The sequence below is a fragment of the Cupriavidus sp. CER-90 genome (assembly GCF_057652055.1).
The window spans coordinates 2,356,712-2,374,143 of record NZ_JBYGYM010000002.1 but is presented as its reverse complement, the minus strand read 5'-3'; the positions used below and the strand labels follow the sequence as shown (position 1 = coordinate 2,374,143).

The window sequence follows — 17,432 nt, the reverse complement described above, 5'->3', positions numbered from 1 at the left end:
TGGTCTCCTAGTGGGTTAGGTCGGCAAGTCCCGACGGGGGCCACTATCGTCTCCAGGAGAAGAACAAGCTATGGCAATGTTTTACCAAGACCGCTTGAGGATGCACCGGAGCTGCCAGCCTTCCGGGTGGCCTGGTCGAACGGCAAGCCCCGATTTACCTGGACTCCAGGCCAGGCTACCGGTCTAGGCTGTTTTTCTTATACTCTCGAAAAGCCTCGAGATACGACGTCAAGTCGTCATGGTCTTCCGGGTATGGCCACGCCATCGGAGAATTGTCAAAGTCGGCCATGTCGCCAAAGGTCCTGAACACCTTAATCTGCATCAACCATGGCATTTGCCAGGAATCAAGACTGCGAAGAAAGGCGCGGAGGTGCGGCGTCGCGTCGTGAAGCTCGAAGTCGCCGAACCAGGAGCGGTTGCGTTCCAATTTCTGCTCAACGGCCCGCGAACGATACCGAGCAATGACGTCTTCAGAAAATGTGCTTTGCGGGTAGACGCTTTCTGCAGCCTGCTCTGCTTCCTGATGGATGGCCGACTGCGCGAAGAAGTCGTCCTCGTGCGGAACCGGATGGCGAGCCGATACCGCGTCGTAGGTCTCGATATAGCGCCTCAAATGGATGCCATCGAAACCGCGCAGTTCGGGTTGGGCCAAAGGATGGAAATCTTTTGGCACATGTTCATTTGCTATCCAGTGCTGATTCACCGTGAACAGCGTCAGGTTGACCATCTCGAAATTGCCGACTGTGTCCGGGTCGGTCGGATACTTCCAAATCATCACGAAGCCCGACTGGTGTAGCCGGTTGCAGTCTGCCAGGGCGCCAGAGACGAGACGCCGGAAATATCGGTCTAAGCCAGCATACTCGCTCACCAGGTCATTGCACCGCGGAACCTTCCTCATGACAGCGAGGGTAGCGGGCGACAGGGCGTACCAGGGGTCGTACGGCCGGGCGAACTGAAAATCAAACAGCTCCAGCTTGATGCGCAGGCTGAACCCGGTCGAGTCCTGCCGGCACTCGAGCGGCAGTACGTGCTTGCCATCCAGAAGCATCGAGCGAACCCCGTAGGTGAGCAAGGCATCCCAGTGATGCGCTACGATGATGTAAATGAAGTCATTCACATGGTGCGACTGCATCTTTATCGCGGTGCTGTAGGCGAGCAGCTCCTGCACACCCTGGCGTTCTGCCGCAGTCTTTGACTTGAGTTCGACGAGAAGGTACTGCGAAGCCGGCGTGACCAAGACAATGTCAGGCCGCATCTGGTTGCAATCGGGCGGCGCAATGCTTTCGTTTGCACCGACCAGCGTGACTTCTTTCAGCACCTCGCAGATTCTCAAGGTGCGGGTGAGGCCCGCGCGACTAACGCTGTTCGAGATTCGAGCTGTTCGCACTAGGCTGTCAGCCTTGCTGCGAAGCGCATCGAGGTTCTGGATGCTCAAGCAAATCTCGTTCTGCTTAGCGGTCGCCTCGAACCACTTCTGCAGGTCGTCTTCAGGAAAATCTTGTTTTTCCACGCATCACCCCCGGGCGGTCGCTTGCCCGCTGTCGACATTGTTTCGCGGTTATCCGCCAGAGTGTGATTATTCGCGAACAGCAGGCATTCAGGTCGTCATCCTCAGGCGTCTCGAGCAGCGCAATCGGCCGGCCGGCACTTCCTTCCTGAGCGTGCGCCAGTGCTGCAGATTCAGGTCACGCCGGGTCTGGAAGCCCGGCAGCAGCTTGCTGCCACTGCCATCGCAATCGCCGCGGCTCCTCTTCTTACCGACAACGCGTTCTATCTCAAGATTTTCATCCTCATAGCATCACCACGCGCTACGTCCAATTTCGCTCATGACTCAGCAATGTAGCGGCAGACTATCCGCAAAGACTGCGGAATGATTAAGCCCCGCGTACATGCTACTGGGATACTGGTTCACCAGTGCCGGGCCTATTGAACAATGGTAAGGCCGGGCTGTGCGATGGGGTTGAACCCGACAGAACCCATACGCTTTTCGAATGTAAAACAAAGGGGATGACATGCCTCAGGTTGGGGAATTTCGCCTCGAACTTGAGCGGTTGCTCGAGCAGGAAAGGAACGTAGCGACCGTCATAGGTAAACGAGAAAATACCCGGCTATTCGGGGCTTTTTCTTTAGTACAGCGCAAGCCCTGGAAGCTTGGCGGACATACTCTTCAACGCAGGTATATGACGTACGAGCTTCTTGTTCTCGAGCACTGTCGCATACATCATCGTAGCGAGTCCGAGCGATGTGCCGCCGGTCGACAGAACGATGCCAATACTGTCCAGCGCTCGCAACGCTTCAAAGTAGTTGTCTACGGGCGAAGACAAGCCCTCGCCTGTCGTGACTGCTATCTCTGCGAGTGCAATGTGCTCGCGAACGGATAGGCCCTTCACGTTGTAATCGAGTATTTGCTTTCGCGCGTCGTCAGCTTCAGCTGGCGACAGCAATGTAGCGGGCACAACGAAGCGCTCTGGAGCTTCTTTAGCCTGCGGGGCTCTAGTGATGGCTGCCAGCGTAGGAGTAGGCTCGGTCTTGCCGGATGCTCCGCCCTGGATGAGCCGAAGCGAGAATTTTCGTGTTGTCACAGTGAATTTCCGTACTCGCGTCGGGTAAGTATACCCAAGCCATCACACAAGCCGGCTCGTACCCGGACGTCATGCCTCCCCTGTAAGTTTTGCTGTGATAAAAACGATGGTGACCGGTGTCGCGCCAGGGCCCAGCCGACGCCGGCCTGCATCAGCAGGCCTTGGCCGCTTCCCCCTTACGGCCTCGGGCTTTGGTAGCGGATGACAGTGGCCCGGTACAGAAACCGTGTTGCTCAGCTGCCCAATGAAATGCCTTTCACGATGGGAGTTACGTTTACTTAGATGTCGTACATCGCAATCACTTCAGCGGCATACAGGGCATGGTCGACGATGTCGTAGTCACCCGCCGCAGCCGCCACCTTCAGAAGTTCGGTGGCGATGTGGTCGTGATGCTGCTCGGAGAACGTCAGGACAAATTCCGCCACCGCTTTCGAACCCGCCGTGGGAAGTCCGCGACGCTCTCGCTCTGAGAGGAAGTTTGCCAGTTCGTCGGCCAAATTGGTCCGACGCCACGTCTCCTGCATCCTCTCAGGCTTCATGAGCGCGGCGTCGTCCTCTACGTCATCTGCGAGCACTTGAAGGGCAGTGACGACCACCGAGGTGGATTCAGACTGCGACGCCTTTGCTGCAGCGAGCCCTGATTTCGAGGACTGGGCCTGCACCGACACCAGCTCTCCATTGCTTCCGGGGACTAGGAGCTCGGGCATGTCGCTACGCGGTTTCAGGTGTAGGCTCGACGCATACTTGTTGAAATAGTCGTGTAGAAACGGGCAGCTTTTGCTGATAGCGGCAAATTCTTTGTTCACGAATTTCACCTTGTGGTCGCTCGCTTTCAAGTATTCGCCAAGTTGGTGCCGAGCGCCCTCGACAATCCAGACGTATTCGCTGTTCTCGTCGTAGCGAGCAAAGCCTGTGTGCTCAATAGCTGCCAAGGCGGCGCGCACCTGGTCGAGCGTCAGCCCGAGGTCGTTTGCGATATAGATAATTGGCAAGCGATACAAGCCCGTGTAATTCGCGAGCGGGTTGCTCAGCAGATAGAGCGCGGCCAGTTGGGCGAAGGAGCCGGCTCGACGGAGGTCGCGGCCAGTTTGGCCAACCCAGAAGTTAGGAGAAACCATCACGAATTTGCGCATTTTTAGAATCCTGGTGTATGAGGTTTGGCGGTATGCTTGCCCTCGGTATAGCGCCAAATCCGCATGGAATTCTCATCTCAAGCAGCTCAGAAGCCCCTCGCCTCAAAAACTCCGCTCATTCATGCACAAATTCCAATTAATTGAATTTTTATATTATAAAAATTAAACGATAGATGACATCTCATCGGCCCGAAATACGGGCCGATGAGCAACCTCCGCTTGACTCAAGGCAGGCGAGTCGGGCAATTGAGGTCGAGGTTGTTGGCGGAGCATCGGCTCGAACGATGCTGCTACCTCTCTGAAGGAAGGGGTATGCAAGCCCCTCCCAAGCATATAAATATAAATACTTCGTAGACGCGAAGATACCGGCAGGATAGGCTGATTCAGGCAGTCAATAGATATGTAGATGCTGCTGTCGCAGCTTACGTTCAATGCGAGCACTTACTACGCCTGCGGCGAGCGGGCAGCCAGGGATGGAGTGCGGCAGCGCTGCGCTCTGGACCTTCTCGGGTCTCGGCAACCGCAATGCCGGCCGCGCGACGGTATCCCCACGCCCAGTTCGCCCCACCCAGAATTCCGGGCATGCGTGAGGCAAAACTCCCTGGCTGCCCATGACCAAGCTCTGCCAGCAGCAGCCTCCTGCTGCCCCTTATATTGCTCGGTGGTTTCAACCGCCTACATCGTTTGACGATTGAATTGCGTTGCGCGATTTCGATGTCGGTATTCAGATGCACACGCGAGCACTTGCTACGCCTGCGGCGGGCGGCAGCCGGGGATGGATGGAGTCCGACAGCGCTACGCCCGACCTTCTCGGGTCTCCACAGCTATAACAGTCTCGTCGTCTCAAGAAGACGCCTCGTGCTGATTGGCCGCTCTCATTGACGAGAAGCGCGCAATGGCCAAGCTCTGACCTGGCCGGAGCGCGTTTCGCGATTGCACGGAGGGTTGACGACGTACCGGCCTACGCTCGACTAGTTAGATACCAACTTTAGATGCGTGCTGGCACGGGACGTGAATGTCGTCGAGCGCTTCGTGATTCGGGGAAGCCCTCTCGTGTATGGAACCACGCCGTCTACCTCCCTCAACAGAGGACTCAGGTGAGCTAGTTCTGGGAATGTTGTCGCGAACGCCATTTCATCCCGCAGCACAATCCCTGCGGGAATGGTCACACTAGACGATTCGTCGTACTGGGCTAGGACTATATCGAGACCGGCAGCCTGTAGGAGGCCCAAATCGTCCCATGCGCGCTCCCAGCTGGGAGCCAGATGTTCTTCATCTTCGTAATATATGCGAAGGTGGCAAGCGTCCTCGACGGTCAAATTCGGAGTCAGCTTTGCCTGCAGTACTGCAAAGAGTGGGGTGCCCGAAAGGCTCGTCGGAGTCGGGGGTACTGGCTTCGTGTCGATGCGCGGATGTCCGGGGGTGTACGGCACCACGCCACCGCTTTCCTCGAGCAGCTTCGCGAGGTGCTTGAGTTCAGGCCGGACTTTCCTAAACCAGCGCTTGTCTTTCAGTACGATTGCTGCCGGCAACGCACCAAGTGATTGCCGAACTTCGAGTCCGAAGTCGCCCAGCAGGCGACGCTCTCGACGCTGTAGGTCCGTCAGTTCAGCGTCTGGTGTGTCGAGATGGCACATCTGTTCGATAGTCTCTTTTGACACACACGAGACCTGAATGTCGAGAATTGCTCGCAGCGGGTAGTCACTTGCGGCAGCACCGGAGGTTTTGGTTCGGCGACGAGTGGAGACTCTGGGGTTGGCGGATGTGCCCTCTTGCGCCGCTTCGGGTATTGACTCACTGGTGACAAGTCGTAAAAACGGCTTGTGTTGCAAGGGGTTATCGGTCATGGCGGTGTTGGTGAATGTAGTTGGTTGGTTCGTTCCTCCGCTTACGGGTGGTATAGCGGCGGCGCGGCACAAGAAACACTGTGAGACACGAATTCATCTGGTGGATGCCCTGCAGCCAATCATTCTGCTTTCAGCAGCGTCTTGACAGCATAAGTAATAACGGCAGCGCGGCTCATGCCCATCCGAATTGCGTAAGTGTCGAGTTCGTCCAGCACGGTCGGGTCGATAGATACAGTGATGATGTGTTTCTTACCGACTTTGCGAATCAGCCTACCGCCTCCCTGGGCGACCGCCGACGCGGCACCGCCGGCTCTGGCATCTGGAGCGCTGCCGATGAATGTTTCGACAGAAACAGGCCTTGTGCGGGGAATCACGGCCATGAGAGGCTCCTTCTTGTCTGGTATCAGTTGAAGATGGCAGCAAGCAACGCCTGCATTTCGGCGGTAGCTTTGTGGTCTCGGACTGCCGCCAACTCCAGGACGCTTAGGCCGGCACCGCCTGCGTCCGCGAAGACCTTGCGACGCCCGAGAGAGACCGGCATGAGTTGCATCCCTGCGGGGACGGCTTGGCTCGCGACTTCGTTGTCGCTGCCGCGAGCGTCAGCCATGGACAACAACGCGTATGCATCGACCTCCTTAATCGCGCGAGCTTCGATGAGGAGGGTATTCATGTCGTCCAGGGACCAGACATCGAACGACCGTGGCAGGAAAGGGGTGATGACCTTGTCTGCAAGTAGCAGGGCAGCGCGCAAGGCGCTGTTATCGCGGCCACCCGCGTCAATCACGATGTCGTCGTAATGCGAGGCCGCTCGAAGCACTTGCTGGCGTAGTGCTTGTCCATCGACGTATTGCGCAACAGCGATGGCTGGCTCGCGTTCACCGCGATTTGCCAGCGCGGTCAGCAGGCTCCCTTGGCGGTCACCATCTACCGCAAGTACGTTGCGGCCGTGAAGCGCGCGGCCAATGGCCAAGTTTAGTGCAATCGTCGTCTTGCCGACGCCACCTTTCGTATTCAGGACAGCAACGATGGTCATGCCCCTTCTCTCAGCAATGGTTGATGTGAATGGCTTGAATCTGTATGCACCCTTTCCGGAAAGATTGGTGAGCGCGTGTTCTATGTGTGTATAGCGCGGGCAACCGTGCATAAAACACGCGGTGCCCGGTTCTGAGCGGCTTCTTGAGAGGCCCCGAGAATCAGGCAGCAAGCTTGTCGAAGCCTGGGCGCCCCGTCAGGTCCTGGGCGTCGAAGTGTTCGAGAGCAAGCGCGCGCACCTTGCACGCGAGCTTTCGCGTGAAGCCACGAACCGTCGTCAGGCTGCGCACGCCGAGCAGGTCGCGCATCTGGATGAGCTGCGGCAGTGCCTGGCGTTCATGCAGCAGGTCCGCGCCACAGATGTCGATGATGGCTGCTTCGGCCGGGGTCAGTTCGCCGGACAACTGGCTGAGAAATGCGGCAACCGCCAGGTCTTCGGCCTGCGTATCGGCGTTGGAGAGGCCGTCGACTGCTACCCCGTAATATGCATGCCCCACGCCGTTCATTAGCGCTTCCGCGGACATTTCGCATTCTTGCTGATGTCGCCAGCCGGGCCGCCGGGTGCCGTAGGTCGAACTCGCAACGGTGCGTAAGACTTGATTGCCCAACCAGCTGGTGATGCCGCTCTTCTTAGCGTCGTAGGAGCCTGCCCACCGAACGGCAAGCGAGAACATTTCGCACAGGGCGTCCTGTAGCTCGTGAGGCGCGATGCCGGCGCCGCGAAGCTTGTGCTCGTAGAACCTGCGGTTGTTCTTGAACTCGGTTTCGATGCGAGCAACGTTGGCCTTGGTGCGAGCCTCCGTGGTAATCCCGTCGGTGTTCGCCTGCGACGACAATGCGGGGCTTGTTTCGGGAGAGGTGCGCGGTGCTGCCTTGCTGCGAGCGGGATGAGCACTGGGCGCGTATTCCGGCTGGAACCGAAAGCGGCCTGTTGGGGGGGTGGCAATGGTTTGCTGCATGCCGATTCTCCATAGGGTTGGGCACACGCAGCTCCGCAAGCTTGCGTGATAGTGCCAAAGGTCCCTATGGCGGACAGGCGGTGCCCGTCTGCGCTCGACCATGCGCTGTTGCCTTGCGGCAAACATTGCATCAAGGTCACTATTTTTATACGCAAAGATTGCGTATATCAACCCGCCAAGTGGGGGGTGCGTGGTTGCTTACCACATGAAGGCGCGCGGCTGCCCCGAAAGGTCCGCAGCGTCCTGGCCTTTGGCTGGTTTTCCTGTGCTCGCCATCCCCAGCGCCGCAAAATCCGCTGCGTTTTTCCTATACGAGAGCAGACGCCCGCGGGGCGGGCCACTCTGAAAGGAAAGAACGATGGCAAACGAAGACGCGCAGCGCGCTCAGGACGAGCGGCTCATGGACGAGTTGACTGAGGCTAGTTACGCGCTCTACAAATTGCGGTCAACTGCCAGCATTGCTGTAGCTCTCGGGACTGCAGTGGCGTGGGTCAATGTATACCGGGTCAATCCGCGCAGCCATGAAGTGCTGCAGGACGTGCTGCAGAAGCTCGATAGCATCGAACGACGCTTTGCTGTTGAGCTGGCACTACCGGTCGTAGGCTGGCGGGCGACGTTGGAACATTGGTGGCATCGCCGACGATTGGAAGTGCTGTCTCAGCGCGTTGACGAACTGCTGCAACTGGTCACGGGCGAGCAGGCGGTACTCATCACGTATCGCGATATGCCGACGCTGGCCGTGCAAGTGGTGAAGGTGAAACTGGCAGCAATCGCATTGATTGCTGCAGGAGAATACTAACTTCCCAAAAACTCAAAGGGCTCCTATCTCTCGCGGAGCCCTTTTTTCATCAGCTAGGTCAGACACCGTTGTTGCTGTCAAAAGCAGTGGAGCCATACGGGTTGCCGTGAATGTCTACGCTGCCGACCATGGGCAACCCGTTGATATTCGTAGATGGCGTTGATGAAATCAGCCAATCCTCTTCGCCAGTAGTCGTATCGAAGTCATACCCACCATCCACGGCCTCGGCCACCACTGATTTTGGCACGTTATTGACTAAAGGTTGCCCGTCGACAGACCTGGACGTTGACGCCGGAATTCCGGCGGCCCAGCTTCTGCCCGTATGGGCCGAACGCGCATGGGTATTGCGATGGCTGATTAACGGGTTGCTCATGAAGTCGGCCAATGCGGCGTCGAGTTTGGCCTGGCGGTCGGCCAAGCGCTGCCTACGGTTTGTGAGCTGCCTACGCAAGACCTGGTCGGACACAAGCTCAAGCGTCTCGACCTGCAGCAGATAGCGTTGTGCTTTTGATACGAAGAGATACTGAATCAACATATCACGGTACTGCGAATACACCTCCAAGCGGGCAATGGTGGCGGCGCTCTGAGCGGTACTTGGGGGCATTAGGGCTCCTGATTCGCGTGAGTCATTGGGGATGCCGGCATCGGGCCGAGCGAGATTCACTCCTTCTCTGCGTATAGCGGCATCCCGGCGGATTCGACGAGCGTTGCTGATTCACTGGGCCAACTGGTCCAACAGCAACCTTGCTGCAAGACATGTGGAACACTTGCCTAATCGTTGCATCACGCTGTGCAATGTGAATTTTGTTGCGATAGAGTCGATGAGGCCGGTATGCCAAGGAACCAGTATGCTTCACCCCGACGTGTCTCAACAGCTTCTCGCCAGTCTTCGCATCGGCATCCAGGAACGGCGGTTCGCACCCATGTGCCGGCTCTACCGCCGGTGGCTTAACAGCGTGCAGCCAGGTGATGTTGAGACGCTGATGTCTCGATGCCCCGGCGAGCTTCGCAACAACCTTTTGGTACTGCTTCGTGACCTTTTGATGCACTTCCCGCGGGCGGTTTTTGGCGTCCCTTGCCTGGTGCAGCACAGCTGGTCAGACGCTCCCGAAGACGACGTCTTTCTGGAAGACGGTATGGCTCTCCCGATGGCAGGGGACGAGGTAGCGGAGGCGGTTCCGGGGCTCCGCTTCATTGGCTGGGCTAAGCCTGGCTCTCCCCTCACATCGACCGGCTGGCAGCCCGCACTGGATGAGGTTTCCGTGACGCCAGGTAAGGCGTTGGGGGCCATCGCGCTCTTTAAGGCAACTGATGAAGGCCTTGTGTACGAGGAGAACGCGAGCTTAACCGATGGCGAGCAATGGCTACGCCTACCGGATTTCTGGTGGGCGCGATTGATGACTCGGATTCCCGGCAATCTGATGCTACAGACTCACCGTCTGATGCCGTACCCTGAGGCAGTCGAGGCAGCTCGCATCATGTGCGATGCCGCGGGCGTGGAGCAGTTCGGCATCGGCCGACCCAACTTCGTGCGGCAGCTCGACATCGAGCAAGTGATAGACAGGGCCCGGCATTTCAACCACCTGCAAGCCCAAACCTGAAAATCTGGCGCAGGCGTAAAAAAAGGCCCTTCGTAAGGGCCCAACAGTACCACTGAGAGGAGAATCTGTCAGTGCAGGACTAGCGCGATTGGAATGTGTTCGCCGGCATGCCCATGCGAGCGACTCGCCCGCAGGCACTGGGCCGGAGTTTGATGCGCAAACTGTTCGTCATAGTCGCCCAGGTAGTCTTCGATAGTTGCCTCAAACTCGATTTCCTCATCCAGGGACGTTTCAATGCAAGGGCTACTGGGTTTCTGGCTCATGACTTGTTCCTTCACGTCGACTGATTTCGCGCGATGCGGCTGACAACGTATAGCGCTGGCTGACCTCAATAATCAGACGGCAGAATGGTCGGCTGCGATGGGCTGGTGAGAGGTCGGAGAGCCAACACTGGCTGCATGACTATTCTCTGACGTCGGAGAGGTCGAACACCCTACTCATTCCTGAGCCCTTTGCCACTACTGCGTAACGCCCCTAATCGGACAAGCCGGGCTGGTTTGCGTCCCCGCGGGGCCCACCTCCCAGGCCGGGTGCCACTAGACGTCCTTGCTGCGCCCAACTAGCACCCCTCGCCCAAGCAAGGCGCCCCTCCTGCAGTTCGCTGGCGCTGCGTTCGGACGACTGGCGCCTGCTTTGCGAATAACGTACGGAGGACTCTATGCCAAGCCTCGCCGTCGCCGCGACACGCACGTTGCTACCATGACTTCCCGAAGGAGCGTCTGCCTGGTGTGCGCCCTGGAGGTGGCCAGAAAGGGCAATCGCTTCGCGGGGACTGACCTGGTCATCGCGGTTTGAGACTGTTCTAGGAAGCATGTCTGTCTGCTGGCGCAGCAGCGCGCCGGTTAGCCGCCGAAGGCTGGCTAGACGACACACAATGGAAGGTGCGTGGACAGCCTCCCTTGCGGGGATGTGGAGCCGCGTCCGGAGAGGAGCCTTCGAATGCCATGTTGGGCAAGGCTGGTGTCGCGCGGGCCGGGCTCAGGCCAGGCATGACCGACTCGGGTAGAGCGGTGCTGGTATGGCGACCAACAACGTTGCTTGTGGGAGGCGCGCGCTGTGCTTTGATGGTGGCCGCCGGGCGGCCTGGCGCTGCCTGCTGGAAGCTCGCGCGGAGCCCTAAAGGCGGACATGTTCACTGCCGGCGAGCGGTAGCCCGTTCCTGGTTGCCGGCGCCGCAGGCGCAACCCCGAAAGGGGCTGGGGGACGGATAGCGCCGCGCATGCTGGAGTCGCTGGTGGAGCGACCCGAGCTGGTGCCGGTCAGCACTTCTACGGCAGCATCCACATCCGGTGTGGCGTAAGGGAAGGAGGCTAACGAGTCGCCTGCTGAAAATCCGAAATGGAATCTCGAAAGTCGCCTGGCGAGATGCCAGCAAGGAATCTGAGACGAAGGCCCGTTCGCCGTCTCAGGCTGGTATTGAGCGGCAGCCGATGGGGAGCTGAGCCTGGAGCATCACGTCGCGACTCAACGACGGCCTGGCGCTGCGTCGTGACTCCCAGCTGGCGCTGGTGTCGTCTCGCATGCGTGGAACTGGGGGATGGGGCTCAAACTTCGGTAGGCCAATCTATCGAGGTAAAGACGGGGTGACCTAATGGAAAGGCTACTTGAAGTTCGGACTCCAAAATAGAGTCCCAACCCCGCATTACAGGGGCCGGGCGCAGGAAGATTGGTCCCGCCTGATGCGTATATCGGACAAGCGGCTTAAGTCGAACCTTGCGACGGATTTTATTGGCGCGCGTCCTGGCCCCGGCGTGCCATTGGAGAGGCGCGGCCCGCGTACCACTCAAAGGTCGCCGCTTCAATAGCTCCCCGGCGCGGGCTTCGGCATGCCGCCCCACCAGCGTAGGGACGACTCAAGACAGTTGCTCCGTATAATCGACGCAATAGAGCAACAACACAACGGAGGTCACATGAATGCGGGATACGAAATCCATAACTCCAACAAGTCTGGCATTAACACAAAAGAAAGCTACATCATAGTTAGAGGCCGGACAAGCTACCTGAGGATAATTGGGAAACATCCGACCTACCTCATGATGACGGCCACCGCTAGCGAGGACCGCAGCCAATTTACCGTTTGCGCAGATGGAAATCGTCTTGTGTCGGCGGCACGGCAGTTTGCAGCGGAAATGCATCAGACGCCTACTCCCAAAAAAGATATATCTGGGCGGGATTATATTTTTATAGGTGAAATAAATGTTGGCGAAAACCTTGAGGAATTTAATAAAGCACTGAACCAAGCGCTGGATAGATTTTTTGAAATCTTTGATGGATTCGGAAAAAGCGAGCCTGAAAAATTAAATGATATGCAAGAAATCTATGAGGTTCTCGCCGTTGACGATTCGGGCGACGATGTATATTTGGGCGACGGCGTCTGGCTAAGTAGCGATGGAACCCCGCATGACTGTGGCAGATAAAGCCCGCAGTTCCTACCCACGATAACGGCTACCGCTCCCGGAAACGCGGCGGCAACATCTATGTGCAAACGGCGCACCGACGCCCAACTGCTTACGCTGATTCGGCCTATCCACGCCGAGCTCAAAGACCCCTTTAACTCCCTTCGCATGGCCGAGGACTCGCGCACGTGAGCCCCCGGCAGCAAGACGCACGTGCGGAGTCTGATGAGCCTGAACAGCGTCGACGCGGGCGGCCTTCCTAAAGACTCAACTGCTCATCCGTGGCAGCGACGGACTTTCACTTTCAGTTGCCTCACTTCGCAGCCCTTTGCCTGTCGGCGAGCACCTTCGCACAGAACTGTGAGAGGTGTTGTGCAGCCGGGCTACGAATTACTCTCGCCGTTTACACCACCGCCCCGCTTCGCGACATCAACGCATAGCGGCAAGGATTCCGTAGCCCTGGCGCAAACTATGCTGATACATTCAGTCAAGTCGTCGCTTTCAATCCGCCATGACCTTCAGCAGCGCATCCCGCCCATCCTGGTAGAACTCGATGTCCAGCTTGGTCGCCATCTCGTCCGACAAATCGAACAGCTGACGTCGGCACGATACGGGTAGAATTAACGACTTAGCGCCTTTCTCGACAGCTAGCTCAGCCAAGGAAACTGCATTGTGAATGGGTTCGATGGTGCCGCCGAGGGTCACTTCGCCCACCACGACCAGACCGCCTCGAATCGACTTCTTCAGTAATGCGCTAGCCAGCGCGATGAGCGCAGCCACGCTAGTCTTGGCGCCCGACTTCGCGGCGTCGAACCCTCGCAACTGTACAGAAAATTCATGTGAGCGCGGGTCTCGGTCCCCCACTAGCTGCTGCGCCCTGGCATAGAGGTTCTGCTCGGCACAGCGAATCGATTCCTTGAAAGGAGCTGGCACCGGATTGTTGAGCACTCTCACACCGCTGCCTGGCCCCTCACTGACCTCGAGGCGGAACAGCCCCGGATACTCGTCCTGGCCGCCGGGGCTCAGTGTCCAAATCTGTCCACACTCGAGCGGCTCATCACCAATACCGCCCTGACTTTGAAGTTCCGGCGTGCTCACAAATTTTTCGACACCTTCCGCGCCCATGGTGTAGCTGAAATGCGTATTGCGAAACTCGGCCGCGCCAATGCGCTTCTGCTGCTCCTTCACGCGGCGCCGGACCTCCAGCGCCAGCCGCACCGCCCACTCCAGGTCTTCATCGCTCACTGTAATTCCCGGGTTCGGGTAGAGCAGCTTGAGCAGACCGCTGACAGTCTTGTTGACGCCATTCAGGTCGCGGCCGGATAAGGCGCCGCCCCAGTAGACGCGGCCCTGTAGCGTTGAGACACGGCTCTGGTTGCGCAACTGGGTGAAGCACTCGGATAGGAAATCACTTACCAAGCCGAAGTGTTCGGTGAACAGACCCGGGTTGAGCTTGGGTACGTCCCAGCCTGGCAGGAAACAGTGAATGCGGTCCATGAAGGCTGTGTCGTCGCGCATCTCGGGCGGCAGTGGGCCAAATAGGTGGCCGATACGCTGCTGGTGCTCGACGTCCACATCGAAGTTGCCCACTAGCACGATGGAGCCGTCCGCACGGATGCTTTCCTTGCCGCGTGAGAACTCGCCGCTCTCCATATAGCCCTTCATGATGTTGACACCGTCCTTCTGGTCAAAGGACACGCCGGACACCTCATCGAAGCAGACCACGTCGTATTGGCACACCAAGCCACGCTGGCCGTTAGCGTTGTTGACGAACATTCGCGCCACGGTAGCCTTGCCGCCGGAAATCAGGTGCGCATAGGGCGAGACTTGCTGGAACAGGTGCGACTTGCCTGTGCCACGCGGGCCCAGTTCGACCAGGTTGTAGTTGCGCTCGACGAAAGGCACCATTCGCAGCAGCAGCGCATCCTTGGCCCGCTCGGGCAAGGTCTCCGGCTCGAAGCCCACGCTGCGAAGCAGTAGGTCACGCCACTCGGCAGTCGAAAAGCTCTCGCGCCCATTGGCCAGCACGTCCAGCACCTCGCGCTTGGACAATTGGATGGCACGCAGTGCATCGACGCCAAACGGCCTACCACCCTTCTCTTGCGCAATCGATGCGTCGTAGCCTAGCGTGACCTCGGCGTAGAAGCCGCCCGTCAGCATGCGCTCGTTGTCCTTGACCATCTCGGGTGTCAGCCGGACATCCGTCAGCCGCAAACTGGGAAGTGTGGCGATGTAGGAGTCGGTCTTGGCGTCCAGACGCGCGGTAATAATGTCGATAATTTTCACAGAACCCGACTCACGCGCCCGGGCCTTGAAAAGCTCCTCCTCGCCCGCCTTGACCGTACGGGAAGCCAGCTGACGCTGGACGATGTCGAGGCCCTCTTGAATTTCGGCCTCGTCCGTTGTCGCACAGTAGCGGCCCAGCAAGAACTCGACAACATAGGTCGGCACGGGGAACTGACGACTGAACGCGCGCACAAGGTCCTTCCGAACTACATAGCCCTCAAAGGCCGTCGTAGCTTTCCTGTCCAAGTCATCGAGTTGCATCTTTTCTACCTGTCTTTGTGCCCTGGTCGTGACCAGAATCCTACTTTGTGTTTATCGAGTTGGGGTAACGAGGCAGTGTGGGCCACAACGCAGTCCGTCATCCACCGACCGTAGTTGCTTGCTTCTGAAGCACCTCGCCAGCTGGACTTAGGACCACCACCACGGCCGCAGAACCCATGTTGTCGTCGTCGGCAACAGCCAGGCTCGCCTTGCCGTCATCCACCGACTTTGTACTCGCCGCCAACGAGGTGGATGCCAGCGCTGCCTTGGTGCGAATATCGACGGTCAAACCTGGGGAAGCGCTATCCACTTCGACGACGCATCTTAGACCTTTCCAGGTCACTGCTTTGATGGCGACCGCCAGTACTTTTGAAGTCGCGCCCGCTGCCTCTAGCTCTAGTACTGGCACCAGGCACTCCTGCAGGCTGATGCCACCATGGGCGTACTCATCCCCCGCTTTGAAAGAGGCTACGCCGGGGGCGTAGGCCACCTGGACGTCCTTGCACCAATCCCAGCCGAACGTCAGTGGGGTGCCGTGGGCGGTTTCCTTCAGTACCGCGCAGCGGCCCCAGCGGGTTTCCGCCTGATGCTTGGCCAGTTCGGTCTTGGGCAAGCCACCAGGAAGCAGCAACCAACCGTGGTCGGTCACGATTCGCACACGCTGCCAGCCGGCCTGGCACAACTCACCAACCCGCTCCACCACTTGGTCCAACTGAGTCTCCAGGTCACGCGCCAAGCGTACGCCGTGCTCGTGGCCGTAGTGGTCCAGGTCGCCCGTCTCGGTCCAGGCACGACCCTGCGGGTTTCCGGTCTCGTGCTTATCCAACGGCTGCACATCATGTTCCGCCAGCAGCTTGCGGAAATTGTGGCCTGACAACGGCTTACCGTCTGCGGCCACGCGGGGCTCGAACTCAACGTCGTCTGCCGTGCCTGACACTTGGTTGGCAACGGGCGAACACCAGGCCTTTCCGGAAGCCGTCACCGAAGGCAGGCTAGTCCAACGAGCGGAAAGGCTCGTCTTGCCCAAGTTTGACAGGCGTTGACGCAAGCGCACCGCCACATCGTAGCGTAAGCCATCAACGAACAACGTACAGGTGCCGGCGTCTTGGACCGCGACCGAGTCTGCAGACAAGGGGGGTAGCCCACCAATGATTTTGATGGCCTCCTGCAGGCGCTTGGCCGCTTCCTCTACCCAGGGCAGGTAGACCGCGCGAAGGGCCGCCGAAACGGCATCAACATCGGCCTTCAAATGCACAGAACCCAGAGCGTGCAGCCCGGCCTCGTCTACCTGCCAGCCCGACTGCTGGTAGCTGGCAGCCAATTCAGTCGGTGTCTGGCCGATGGGGACTGTCGCACTCAGCTCGGCAGCTTTGCACAGATGCGCCAGTGCCGCCGCCAGCGGTGAACGGCCCATGCGGCTCCATAGCCAGCCACGCCGTATACCATGTTCCTTTTCGGCATCGAGAATTGCCGAGCGTGCCTGTCGTGCATCCATGGCGACGCAGCCCAACAAGGCATTTCGCAGCGCAGACTCACTCTGCTCGTTGGCCTGTGGATAGCCGGCCAGTTGGTCGAGGTCAGGAAACAACCCCATCTGTGGTGGCTGAAGCTTAGCAAGCAGCTCGAACACCTTCGGAAAGCTGGTGTACGAGTCCTTGTAAAGTTCGGCGACGGCTGCCCATTTGCCTTGGGCTTTGGCCAACAACTCGGCTGCCGCAAGCGTTCCGTCGGATACGGGGTCGACGCCAAAGTCCGACTTGCACCGCTTGGCAAACACCTCCCATCGAACACCTTCCCACTGATTCCGAGCGCCCTCCGAGTCGTTCAACCAAACCAGCAGGTCCCGCGTGGGATTGGGCGCCAGCAGGCTATGCAGCCACTCGGCGTTGATTTGCCGCTCCTTGAGTTCTTCCACGCTGTGTTCCAGCAGGACGCCGGCCTCTAACGCCTGGCCCAGAGCTTCTTGCGTGGCCTTGTCCTGTGCCACGTCCAGACCCAGACCACCATTCTTCGATGACAGGAAGGCGCTCAGGGTCCAGTCCTTGGTGCTGGCCTGGCTCCAGAACACACCGCGATATTGCAACTCGGCCAAGGGCTGTAGGTCGCGTGGGCAGCTTTCGATAGCGCGCAGGTCGGCGCGGCTGACGCCGTGCAGGTAGACGACGGGCACGCTGTCGGGTTTGACGTCCGCAAGGGCGCCGGAAATAGCGCACTTCAGCCAGATGGCGGGACCGCTACGATGCTCGTGGTCATAGGGGCCAAGCACGCACAGGCTGGGCAGCAGCTTTCTCAGTGCGGTTAATGCAGATTTCCAGTGCCCGTCCTTGTCGGGCCAGAGGATAGCAGCGGCCGGTGCCGCCGTGTGCGAGTTGCCCTTGGCCGCGGACATTACTGCGGTCACCAACGCCTCACCGACATTGCCGGACGACGATGGCCCACGAGGCTCTGCGCCGCTGTTTTTCTGGGGCATGATTGTCCTTATTGTTCCTTGGCACCTGGTTGGTCAGAAATGGTACTTCTCGCTGCGTCGCCTGAA

14 protein-coding genes are annotated in these 17,432 nt (G+C 58.8%); 3 read left to right on the top strand and 11 right to left on the bottom strand.

Translation table 11 applies throughout. From position 1 onward, the window contains the following. Positions 1–175: 175 nt before the first annotated feature. The 7 genes from AC24R4_RS21480 to AC24R4_RS21450 form a co-directional block, all read right to left on the bottom strand. Positions 176–1,510 (bottom strand): hypothetical protein, encoded by a 1,335-nt coding sequence (locus tag AC24R4_RS21480; RefSeq protein ID WP_487523596.1) that lies wholly within the window; start codon positions 1,508–1,510, stop codon positions 176–178. A gap of 616 nt (positions 1,511–2,126) precedes the next feature. Then, entirely contained in the window at positions 2,127–2,582 is a 456-nt protein-coding gene (locus tag AC24R4_RS21475; protein ID WP_487523595.1) for a hypothetical protein, read from the bottom strand. 278 nt (positions 2,583–2,860) lie between these two features. Next, positions 2,861–3,715, bottom strand: a complete 855-nt coding sequence (locus tag AC24R4_RS21470; protein WP_487523594.1) for a hypothetical protein — start codon at positions 3,713–3,715, stop codon at positions 2,861–2,863. A 971-nt stretch (positions 3,716–4,686) separates the two neighbouring features. Beyond that, positions 4,687–5,562 carry a hypothetical protein gene (locus AC24R4_RS21465; RefSeq protein WP_487523593.1) on the bottom strand — a complete coding sequence of 292 codons (876 nt, stop codon included), beginning with the start codon at positions 5,560–5,562 and terminating at the stop codon, positions 4,687–4,689. 119 nt (positions 5,563–5,681) lie between these two features. Further along, the gene (locus tag AC24R4_RS21460) at positions 5,682–5,942 is read right to left on the bottom strand and encodes a hypothetical protein (RefSeq protein ID WP_487523592.1); all 261 of its coding nucleotides are present in this window, start codon (positions 5,940–5,942) and stop codon (positions 5,682–5,684) included. A gap of 23 nt (positions 5,943–5,965) precedes the next feature. Beyond that, complete coding sequence (locus AC24R4_RS21455) at positions 5,966–6,595, bottom strand: AAA family ATPase (protein ID WP_487523591.1); 630 nt, start codon at positions 6,593–6,595, stop codon at positions 5,966–5,968. 160 nt (positions 6,596–6,755) lie between these two features. Further along, positions 6,756–7,553, bottom strand: coding sequence for a hypothetical protein (locus AC24R4_RS21450; protein WP_487523590.1), 798 nt, complete (start codon positions 7,551–7,553; stop codon positions 6,756–6,758). Positions 7,554–7,911: 358 nt separating this feature from the next. Here AC24R4_RS21450 and AC24R4_RS21445 point away from each other — a divergent pair, with 358 nt between their 5' ends. Further along, positions 7,912–8,352: a hypothetical protein gene (locus AC24R4_RS21445; protein WP_487523589.1), complete on the top strand. Its 441-nt coding sequence runs from the start codon at positions 7,912–7,914 to the stop codon at positions 8,350–8,352. 58 nt (positions 8,353–8,410) lie between these two features. Here AC24R4_RS21445 and AC24R4_RS21440 read toward each other — a convergent pair whose 3' ends face one another. Beyond that, positions 8,411–8,956, bottom strand: a complete 546-nt coding sequence (locus AC24R4_RS21440; RefSeq protein ID WP_487523588.1) for a hypothetical protein — start codon at positions 8,954–8,956, stop codon at positions 8,411–8,413. Between the two features lie 244 nt (positions 8,957–9,200). On the opposite strand from AC24R4_RS21440, the gene AC24R4_RS21435 reads away from it, so the two are divergent. Further along, positions 9,201–9,953 (top strand): hypothetical protein, encoded by a 753-nt coding sequence (locus AC24R4_RS21435; protein ID WP_487523587.1) that lies wholly within the window; start codon positions 9,201–9,203, stop codon positions 9,951–9,953. A gap of 68 nt (positions 9,954–10,021) precedes the next feature. Here AC24R4_RS21435 and AC24R4_RS21430 read toward each other — a convergent pair whose 3' ends face one another. After that, entirely contained in the window at positions 10,022–10,216 is a 195-nt protein-coding gene (locus AC24R4_RS21430; protein ID WP_487523586.1) for a hypothetical protein, read from the bottom strand. A 1,770-nt stretch (positions 10,217–11,986) separates the two neighbouring features. Here AC24R4_RS21430 and AC24R4_RS21425 point away from each other — a divergent pair. Next, complete coding sequence (locus AC24R4_RS21425) at positions 11,987–12,370, top strand: hypothetical protein (RefSeq protein ID WP_487523585.1); 384 nt, start codon at positions 11,987–11,989, stop codon at positions 12,368–12,370. A gap of 480 nt (positions 12,371–12,850) precedes the next feature. On the opposite strand, the gene brxL is transcribed toward AC24R4_RS21425, so the two are convergent. Continuing rightward, positions 12,851–14,896, bottom strand: coding sequence for a protease Lon-related BREX system protein BrxL (gene brxL / locus AC24R4_RS21420; protein WP_487523584.1), 2,046 nt, complete (start codon positions 14,894–14,896; stop codon positions 12,851–12,853). Positions 14,897–14,993: 97 nt separating this feature from the next. Further along, positions 14,994–17,366, bottom strand: a complete 2,373-nt coding sequence (pglZ, locus tag AC24R4_RS21415; protein ID WP_487523583.1) for a BREX-1 system phosphatase PglZ type B — start codon at positions 17,364–17,366, stop codon at positions 14,994–14,996. Positions 17,367–17,432 lie beyond the last annotated feature (66 nt).

Coding starts and splice junctions, on each gene's coding strand:
- AC24R4_RS21470 (WP_487523594.1), bottom strand. CDS start 3,715: ATGCGCAAATTCGTGATGGTTTCTCCTAACTTCTGGGTTGGCCAAACT.
- AC24R4_RS21465 (WP_487523593.1), bottom strand. CDS start 5,562: ATGACCGATAACCCCTTGCAACACAAGCCGTTTTTACGACTTGTCACC.
- AC24R4_RS21460 (WP_487523592.1), bottom strand. CDS start 5,942: ATGGCCGTGATTCCCCGCACAAGGCCTGTTTCTGTCGAAACATTCATC.
- AC24R4_RS21455 (WP_487523591.1), bottom strand. CDS start 6,595: ATGACCATCGTTGCTGTCCTGAATACGAAAGGTGGCGTCGGCAAGACG.
- AC24R4_RS21450 (WP_487523590.1), bottom strand. CDS start 7,553: ATGCAGCAAACCATTGCCACCCCCCCAACAGGCCGCTTTCGGTTCCAG.
- AC24R4_RS21445 (WP_487523589.1), top strand. CDS start 7,912: ATGGCAAACGAAGACGCGCAGCGCGCTCAGGACGAGCGGCTCATGGAC.
- AC24R4_RS21440 (WP_487523588.1), bottom strand. CDS start 8,956: ATGCCCCCAAGTACCGCTCAGAGCGCCGCCACCATTGCCCGCTTGGAG.
- AC24R4_RS21435 (WP_487523587.1), top strand. CDS start 9,201: ATGCTTCACCCCGACGTGTCTCAACAGCTTCTCGCCAGTCTTCGCATC.
- AC24R4_RS21430 (WP_487523586.1), bottom strand. CDS start 10,216: ATGAGCCAGAAACCCAGTAGCCCTTGCATTGAAACGTCCCTGGATGAG.
- AC24R4_RS21425 (WP_487523585.1), top strand. CDS start 11,987: ATGATGACGGCCACCGCTAGCGAGGACCGCAGCCAATTTACCGTTTGC.
- brxL (WP_487523584.1), bottom strand. CDS start 14,896: ATGCAACTCGATGACTTGGACAGGAAAGCTACGACGGCCTTTGAGGGC.
- pglZ (WP_487523583.1), bottom strand. CDS start 17,366: ATGCCCCAGAAAAACAGCGGCGCAGAGCCTCGTGGGCCATCGTCGTCC.